The organism is Micromonospora sp. AMSO12t (genome assembly GCF_008806585.1).
GTDB classification, from domain to species: domain Bacteria; phylum Actinomycetota; class Actinomycetes; order Mycobacteriales; family Micromonosporaceae; genus Micromonospora; species Micromonospora reichwaldensis.
Window position 1 is genome coordinate 46,643 of record NZ_WAAS01000014.1, and the last position, 7,067, is coordinate 53,709.

The following is a 7,067-nucleotide window of genomic DNA, read 5'->3' on the forward strand; positions in this document are numbered from 1 at the left end:
GCCCCGCCCGCCGGCCGTCAGCGGGGGACGGCGGGCGGAGGCGCGGACGACCCGGCAGGCCCGGGCGACGGCGGCGCGGACGGTTCGGCGGGCTCCCCTGCCGGCACCCGGCCCAGGCAGCGCGGGTCCGCCCGCCCCACCGGTTGCCGGGGGATCATCCAGTCCAGCGCCGTCTCCTCCACGTGCCAGCCGTACACGTCCACGCGGGTGACCGGGATCCGCCCCGGGTCGGGGCAGAGGAGCTGCCCGCGTACCTGGTCGTTGGGCAGGAAGCGCACCTCGCCCCGCCCGTCGAGCACGATCGTCATCCGGTCGGTCACCGTGACCGCCTGGCCGCGTACCACCTCCCGCACCGGGCCCGCCTCCGGGCCGACCTCGACGGCGACCGCGGGCAGCAGCGGCACCCGCAGGAAGACCACCCCCGTCACCAGCGGCAGCACCGCCGCCACCGCGTAGGCGAGGCTGTGGGTCAGCGCCGGGGCGACCGGGCGCGGCACCGGGCCGGTGAGCACCACGGCTCCCAGCGGGGGCACGACCAGCAGCAGGGCCGTGGCCAGTTCGCCGTCGCTGATCGCGGCCGGCACGGCGGGCGCCAGCCAGGCGTAGCTCGCGGTCGCCGCCACGACCGGCAGCACCAGGGTGGCGACCAGGAGCAGGCGGGGTCGGTCCGGGTAGCGGAGCCGGGTCCGCAGCGCCAGCAGCCAGAGGGCGAGCATCATCAGCAGCGGCAGGAACCGCAACTGCCAGGTGAGCGCCGCCAGCGCGGTCGCCGCCACCAGCACCCAACCGGGGGTACGCACGGTGCCGTAGGCGAGCAGCGAGCGATCCGGGTCGAACCGGTCAGGCGCGCTGACCTGGAGCAGCCGGCCGAGAACGGTCAGCACCAGCACCACCAGCGGGAACGCCCACACCAGCGCGATCAGCAGGGCGCTGAGCAGCCCGAGCGGGCTGACGTACTGCACCAGCAGCAGCATCGTCGGCATGTCCTGCCGGCTGAGCCGCCAGAGCCGCAGCACCAGCAGCAGCACCGGGAACGCGGGCAGCAGCGTCAGCAGCCACTGCTGCGCCTGTTGCGCCTGCTTGGTGCCCGGGCGACGGTCGGCGCGCCCGATCGCGGCCGACTCGGAGACGGCAGGGCCCATCTCTCCCACGGCCACTGCCGCACCTCCACCTTCTCCTCGGGCTCCGGCTGCCGGCCGACCGCCACCTGCTGCAGGTTGCTGTACTGCTGCTCCGAGGCCAGGTACCGGTCGAACGCCGCCTTCCACCGGTAGCCGTCGGGCCCCTCCGCCGACTGCTGCAGGGAGAGGTTGACCAGGTCCCGCATCGCCGGATTGGGGCCGGTGTTCACGCCCCACTTCTCCGCCGCCTCCTCGCCGATGTCCCAGTGCTGCAACTCCTGGCGCCCTCGCAGCTTCACCGCCGGCGGCAGCTCGCCCGGCGGGCGGGGGCCCACGAAGCCGGCCAGGATCGCCGCGTCGGTGGTGACCGCGTCGACATCACCGTCGTAGAGCGCCTGGATGCACTCGCTGATCCGGTTGCGGCCGATCGGGCTCGCGCCCGCGTCCCGCAGGCGCCGCTCCGAGGTGGACGTGCCCAGCGTGCAGACCTTCGCCCGGTCGAGGTCACGCAGGCTGGCGACCTTGCGGCTGTCGGACGCGAGCGTCACCACCGACTGCTCCGTCTCCAGGTAGGGGAAGGAGAAGACCACGCCCTGCCCCTGGCGCTGCTCGGTGATGCTGTAGGAGGCGACCACCAAATCGACGGTGACGAAGCTGCCGCTGGCGTCGCGCGCCTGCCGGCGGGCCCGGTCCTCGCTCTCGATCGCCAGCAGCGTCACCTCCGGGGCGTCGAACCCCAGGTCCTCGGCGATCATGTACGCGATCTCGATGTCGAAGCCCTCGAACGCGCCGTTCTCCAGCTTCTGCGCCACGCCCGGCTGGTCGTCCTTGACCCCGATGACCAGCCTGTCCCGGTTGGTCAGCCCCGCCCGCTCGCGCAGCTCGTCCCAGGTGGGCGGGCCGGTCGCCACGATCACCCGTACCGTGGCCGCCACGATCACCACCAGCAGGAGCAGCAGGGCCGCCAGGCGCACCTGCCGGGACCTCGACCGGCGCGCGGTGGGGGCCTCCACGGATTCCGGCGCCGGTGGGTTGCCGCTGCCCTCGTCGTCCTGACCCAACTCGGCCCTCCCGGTCGCCGTCCCCCGCCCGAGCCCTCCATTGTGGTCCATCCCGCCAGGTCACGACAGCATCCGGACGGTCGGCCGTGTCGCGGCTGCGCCGGCCGCGGACACGAGGAAAATGGGCTCTTCCGGGCCGCATCCGCGACGAGCTGCCCGCCCTTCTCCTCGCATCTGCCGGACGCTAGGCTGGGCCGGTGACGACGTTCCGCATCGGGGAGGCCGCCGAACTGCTCGGCGTCAGCGCCGACACCGTGCGCCGGTGGGTCGACGCCGGGCGGCTCGCCGCCGGCCGCGACGAGCACGGGCACCGGGCCATCGACGGGGTCGAGCTGGCCGCGTTCGCCCGGGGGCAGGCCGCCGAGCCCGACGACCGGTCGGACGCCTCCTCGGCCCGCAACCGGCTGCGCGGAATCGTGGTCAACGTCGTCAAGGACACCGTGATGGCGCAGGTCGACATCCAGGCCGGGCCGTTCCGGATCGTCTCGCTGATGAGCCGGGAGGCGGTCGACGAGCTGGACCTGCGCGTCGGTTCGCTGGCCGTCGCGGTGATCAAGTCGACCACGGTGGTGGTGGAACGCGCCTCCCCGTCCGGGGCCTCCCGGGGGAGGCAGGGGTCGTGAGAGCGGCGGGGCGCTCGCGGACGGTCGCGGCGGCGGCGGCGGTGATCACCGCCCTGGTGGCCCTGGCCGGGTGCGGCGCGGGCACCACCGCCGGTGGCGGGTCGACGGACGGCACGGTGACCGTGTTCGCCGCGGCCTCGCTGACCGAGTCGTTCACCCGGATCGGCCGGGACTTCGAGGCGACCCACCCGGGCACGAGCGTGATCCTCAACTTCGCCGGCAGCGCCGCGCTGGCCGCCCAGATCAACCAGGGCGCCCCGGCCGACGTGTTCGCCTCGGCGGCGACGCGCAACATGACCACCGTCGCCGAGGCCGGCAACGCCGACGGCGATCCGGTGGTCTTCGTCCGCAACCAGCTCGTCGTCGCCGTGCCGAGGGGCAACCTGCGGGGCGTCGCCGGGCTGGCCGACCTGGCCCGGCCGGGCGTGAAGGTCGCCCTCTGCGCGGAGCAGGTGCCCTGCGGGGCGGCGGCGCGGACGGCGCTCGACGCCGCCTCGGTCGCGCTCACCCCGGTCACCCTGGAGCAGGACGTGCGGGGCGCGCTGTCCAAGGTGCGGCTCGGCGAGGTCGACGCGGCCCTCGTCTACCGCACGGACGCCCTGGCCGCCACGGCCGACGTGACGGCCGTCGAGTTCCCCGAGTCCGCCCGCGCCGTCAACGACTACCCGATCGTCGCGCTGCGGGACCCGCCCAACCCCGACGGCGCGCGGGCCTTCGTCGCGTACGTCCGCTCGGAGCGGGGACGCGCGGTGCTCACCGGGGCCGGGTTCCAGGCCCCGTGACGCGTACCCACGGCGGGCGCCTGCGCCGGCGGGGCCCCGGGGTGCCCGTCGCGCTGCTGCTGCCGGCCGTGCTGGGCCTGGTCTTCCTCGTCCTGCCGCTGGTCGGGCTGGTGGCCCGTACGCCGTGGGCCGACCTGCCGCAGCGGCTCGCCGCGCCGGGCGTGCTCACCGCGCTGCGGCTGTCCCTGCTGTCCGCCACGCTGGCCACGCTGCTCTGCCTGCTGCTCGGGGTGCCGCTGGCCTGGCTGCTGGCCCGCGTCGAGTTTCCCGGCCGGCGCCTGGTGCGCGCCCTCGTCACCGTGCCGCTGGTGCTGCCACCCGTCGTCGGCGGGGTGGCGCTGCTGCTGGTCTTCGGCCGGCGTGGCCTGCTCGGCGGCTGGCTCGACGCGACCTTCGGAATCACCCTGCCGTTCACCACCGCCGGCGTGGTGCTGGCGGAGGCGTTCGTGGCGATGCCGTTCCTGGTGATCGCCGTGGAGGGGGCGCTGCGCGGCGCCGACGGCCGGTACGAGGAGGCGGCGGCGACCCTCGGGGCGGGCCGCTGGACGACCTTCACCCACGTCACCCTGCCCCTGGTGGCGCCCGGCCTGGCGGCCGGGGCGGTGCTGTGCTGGGCCCGGGCGCTCGGCGAGTTCGGCGCCACCATCACCTTCGCCGGCAACTATCCGGGGCGTACGCAGACCATGCCGCTGGCCGTCTACCTGGCGCTGGAGACGGACGTGCAGGCCGCCGTGGTGCTCAGCCTCGTGCTGCTCACGGTCTCGGTGGCCATCCTCGCCGGGCTGCGCGACCGCTGGATCACCAGCCCGTGAGCGCGCCCCTGCTCGACGCGCACCTCGTGGTGCAGCGGGACGGCTTCCGCCTCGACGTCGCACTGCGGGTCGCCGCCGGCGAGGTGGTCGCGCTGCTCGGCCCCAACGGGGCGGGCAAGACCACCGCGCTGCGCGCGCTCGCCGGCCTGCTCCCGCTGACCGCCGGGCACCTCACCCTCGACGGCGTCGACCTGGACCGGCCGCTGCGCCGCGCCTGGACGCCGACCGAACGCCGGCCGATCGGCGTGGTCTTCCAGGACTACCTGCTCTTCCCGCACCTGAGCGCGTGGGAGAACGTGGCGTTCGGGCCCCGGCGGCACGGCGCCGACCGGCGTACCGCCCGGCGGACCGCCCACGACTGGCTGGACCGGGTCGGCCTGGCCGAGCACGCCGACCGGCGGCCCCGGCACCTCTCCGGCGGGCAGGCGCAGCGGGTCGCGCTGGCCCGCGCGCTCGCCGTCGAGCCGGCGCTGCTGCTGCTGGACGAGCCGCTCGCCGCGCTCGACGCGCGTACCCGGCTGGACACCCGGGCGGAGCTGCACCGGCACCTCGCCGCGCACCCGGGTGCCACCCTGCTGGTCACCCACGATCCGCTGGACGCGTTGGTGCTGGCCGACCGGCTCGTGGTCGTCGAGGAGGGGCGGGTGGTGCAGGAGGGGGACGCCGCCACCGTCACGGCGCGGCCACGCACCGACTACGTGGCCCGGCTCGTCGGGCTGAACCTGCACCGGGGCCACGCCGACGGGCACCGGGTCCGGGTCGCCGACGGGCTGACCCTCACCGTCGCCGACCGGCTCGACGGGGAGGTCTTCGTCGCCTTCCGGCCCTCGGCGGTGGCCCTGCACCCGTCGCGGCCCGAGGGCAGCCCGCGCAACACCTGGGCGGCGACGGTGGCCGGCGTGCAGCGGCACGGCGACGACCTGCGGGTGCAGCTCGACGGGCCGATCGGGGTGTCGGCGGACGTCACGCCGGCCGCCGCCGCGCAGCTGCGGCTGGCCCCCGGCCAGCCGGTCTGGGCCGCGGTGAAGGCGGCGCAGACCCACGCGTACCCCGCCGGCTGACACCCTGCGGCCCCCAGGGCCGGCGGCACGCGCGAGCGCTGCCCTCGGCAGCGTCGGGGCGCGGTCGACGGCGGCACACCGGATCCCGGCCAGGCAACCGCGCGGCACTGAGCCCGGGGGTGGCGCGGAGCCCGGGACGGCGCGGACGCGAGCGACGCCGGACGCGGCGCGGACCCCGGGCGGGTCAGGCGGCGGGGTCGGCGGCCAGCAGGTCGGCGTGGGCGGCCCGGAGCCGGGCGAGACCGGGGTCGCTGCCCGGGGTGACCCGGCGGTCGAGTTCGGCCCAGACCTCGGCGAGGGCGGCGGTGACCGCGCGCAGCTCGGCGGCGTGCCGGTGGGCGCTGCGCCGGTGCGCCTCGTCGAGGCGCCGGGCCCAGCCGGCGGTGACAGCGGCGAGGCGGTCCCCGTCGGCACGCGCCTGGGCGGCGCTACGGGCGGCGGCCGCCGGGACGATCGCGGCCACCGGGCGGGGATCGCCGTCGCGGGTGACGACGGTGACGGTGTCGGTCAACTCGGCCAGCGCGACGAGCTGGGTGAGCCGGGTGCGCGCCTCGCGAAGCGGCACCGAGCGCGGCTGGTCGGTGTGCGGGGTGAGAGCGGGGACAGCCATGGATGGATGGTCGCGCGCGGGTACGACACTTCCGCACGCCGACGGTCCAGGGTGGACGCGCGGACCGGAAACTGGCGCGAGCCGGGGCCCTCGCGGCGGATACGCTGCCGGCCCGGCGCCGCACCGCGAACCGGCGCGGCGCACCCCGCCACGTGAAGGAGCTGCCGTGTCCCGCCTCGACGTCCGGACGGTCGACCTGCGGACGATCAACTCGCTGACCAAGTACCCGTCGATCCCCACCTACCACGCCCTGGACCCCCGCGACGGCGGGCTGCTGGCGGAGTGCGTGGCGTTCACCGGGCCGGTCACCCTCACCGAGAAGGTCGACGGAACGAACGCCCGGATCGTCGTGCTGCCCGGCGGCGCGTACCTGATCGGCAGCCGCGAGGAACTGCTGTACGCGCGCGGCGACCTGATCGGCAACCCCGCGCTGGGCATCGTGGACGCCCTGCGCGACGTGGCCGAGCGGCTGACGGTCGCGGCGGCGGAGGACCGGATCACGGTCTTCTACCTGGAGGTGTACGGCGGCAAGGTCACCGCCGCCTCCCGGCACTACACGGCCGAGCGCCGGGTCGGGCACCGGCTCTTCGACGTGGCCGTGCTGGACGACCCCGCGCCGATGCTCGACTGGCCGACGCAGCGGATCTCGGCCTGGCGCGACGGCGGCGGCCAGCGGTTCCTCGGGGAGGCCGACCTCGTCGGGCGGGCCGAATCGCTGGGCCTGCCGACGGTGCCCCGGCTGGCCACCGTCCCCGCCGAGGAGCTGCCCCGCGACATCGACGGGACGCACACGTTCCTGACCGCGCACCTGCCCCGGACCCTGGTGGCCCTGGACGGTCCGGCCGGCCGGTCCGAGGGCCTGGTGCTCCGCGCGGCGGACCGCTCGGCCATCGCCAAGGCGCGGTTCCAGGACTACGAGCGCACCCTGAAGCGTCGCGAGGCCAGGCGCTGACGACGGTTCGGCGGCGCGCCGGTCGGGCGCGCCGCCGAACGGGCG

8 protein-coding genes are annotated in these 7,067 nt (G+C 76.2%); 5 read left to right on the plus strand and 3 right to left on the minus strand.

The annotated features are described in order from the left end of the window. Window positions 1–17: 17 nt before the first annotated feature. Together F6X68_RS03845 and F6X68_RS03850 are read right to left on the minus strand one after the other, a co-directional pair. Window positions 18–1,157 carry a hypothetical protein gene (locus F6X68_RS03845; protein WP_225851956.1) on the minus strand — a complete coding sequence of 380 codons (1,140 nt, stop codon included), beginning with the start codon at window positions 1,155–1,157 and terminating at the stop codon, window positions 18–20. Then, entirely contained in the window at window positions 1,049–2,182 is a 1,134-nt protein-coding gene (locus F6X68_RS03850) for a transporter substrate-binding domain-containing protein (RefSeq protein WP_225851957.1), read from the minus strand. The genes F6X68_RS03845 and F6X68_RS03850 overlap by 109 nt, the downstream gene beginning before the upstream one ends. A gap of 197 nt (window positions 2,183–2,379) precedes the next feature. Between F6X68_RS03850 and F6X68_RS03855 the strand changes: the two genes are divergently transcribed. From F6X68_RS03855 to F6X68_RS03870, 4 genes are read left to right on the plus strand one after another with little or no spacing between them, the layout of a single operon-like run. Beyond that, on the plus strand, window positions 2,380–2,805 hold the full coding sequence (locus F6X68_RS03855; RefSeq protein WP_151452945.1) for a molybdopterin-binding protein: 426 nt from the start codon (window positions 2,380–2,382) through the stop codon (window positions 2,803–2,805). Further along, complete coding sequence (gene modA, locus F6X68_RS03860; protein WP_151452946.1) at window positions 2,802–3,587, plus strand: molybdate ABC transporter substrate-binding protein; 786 nt, start codon at window positions 2,802–2,804, stop codon at window positions 3,585–3,587. Before F6X68_RS03855 ends, modA begins: the two co-directional genes overlap by 4 nt. After that, window positions 3,584–4,399, plus strand: a complete 816-nt coding sequence (locus F6X68_RS03865) for an ABC transporter permease (protein ID WP_151452947.1) — start codon at window positions 3,584–3,586, stop codon at window positions 4,397–4,399. Before modA ends, F6X68_RS03865 begins: the two co-directional genes overlap by 4 nt. Then, window positions 4,396–5,460, plus strand: coding sequence for an ABC transporter ATP-binding protein (locus tag F6X68_RS03870; RefSeq protein ID WP_151452948.1), 1,065 nt, complete (start codon window positions 4,396–4,398; stop codon window positions 5,458–5,460). The genes F6X68_RS03865 and F6X68_RS03870 overlap by 4 nt, the downstream gene beginning before the upstream one ends. Window positions 5,461–5,644: 184 nt before the next feature. Here F6X68_RS03870 and F6X68_RS03875 read toward each other — a convergent pair whose 3' ends face one another. Next, window positions 5,645–6,070: a type II toxin-antitoxin system Phd/YefM family antitoxin gene (locus tag F6X68_RS03875; protein ID WP_151452949.1), complete on the minus strand. Its 426-nt coding sequence runs from the start codon at window positions 6,068–6,070 to the stop codon at window positions 5,645–5,647. A 166-nt stretch (window positions 6,071–6,236) separates the two neighbouring features. On the opposite strand from F6X68_RS03875, the gene F6X68_RS03880 reads away from it, so the two are divergent. Beyond that, the gene (locus tag F6X68_RS03880) at window positions 6,237–7,022 is read left to right on the plus strand and encodes an RNA ligase family protein (protein WP_225851958.1); all 786 of its coding nucleotides are present in this window, start codon (window positions 6,237–6,239) and stop codon (window positions 7,020–7,022) included. The last annotated feature ends 45 nt before the right edge of the window (window positions 7,023–7,067 follow it).

Excerpts from the sequence above, each read along its gene's own strand:
- F6X68_RS03875 (WP_151452949.1), bottom strand. The coding sequence starts at position 6,070 with ATGGCTGTCCCCGCTCTCACCCCGCACACCGACCAGCCGCGCTCGGTG.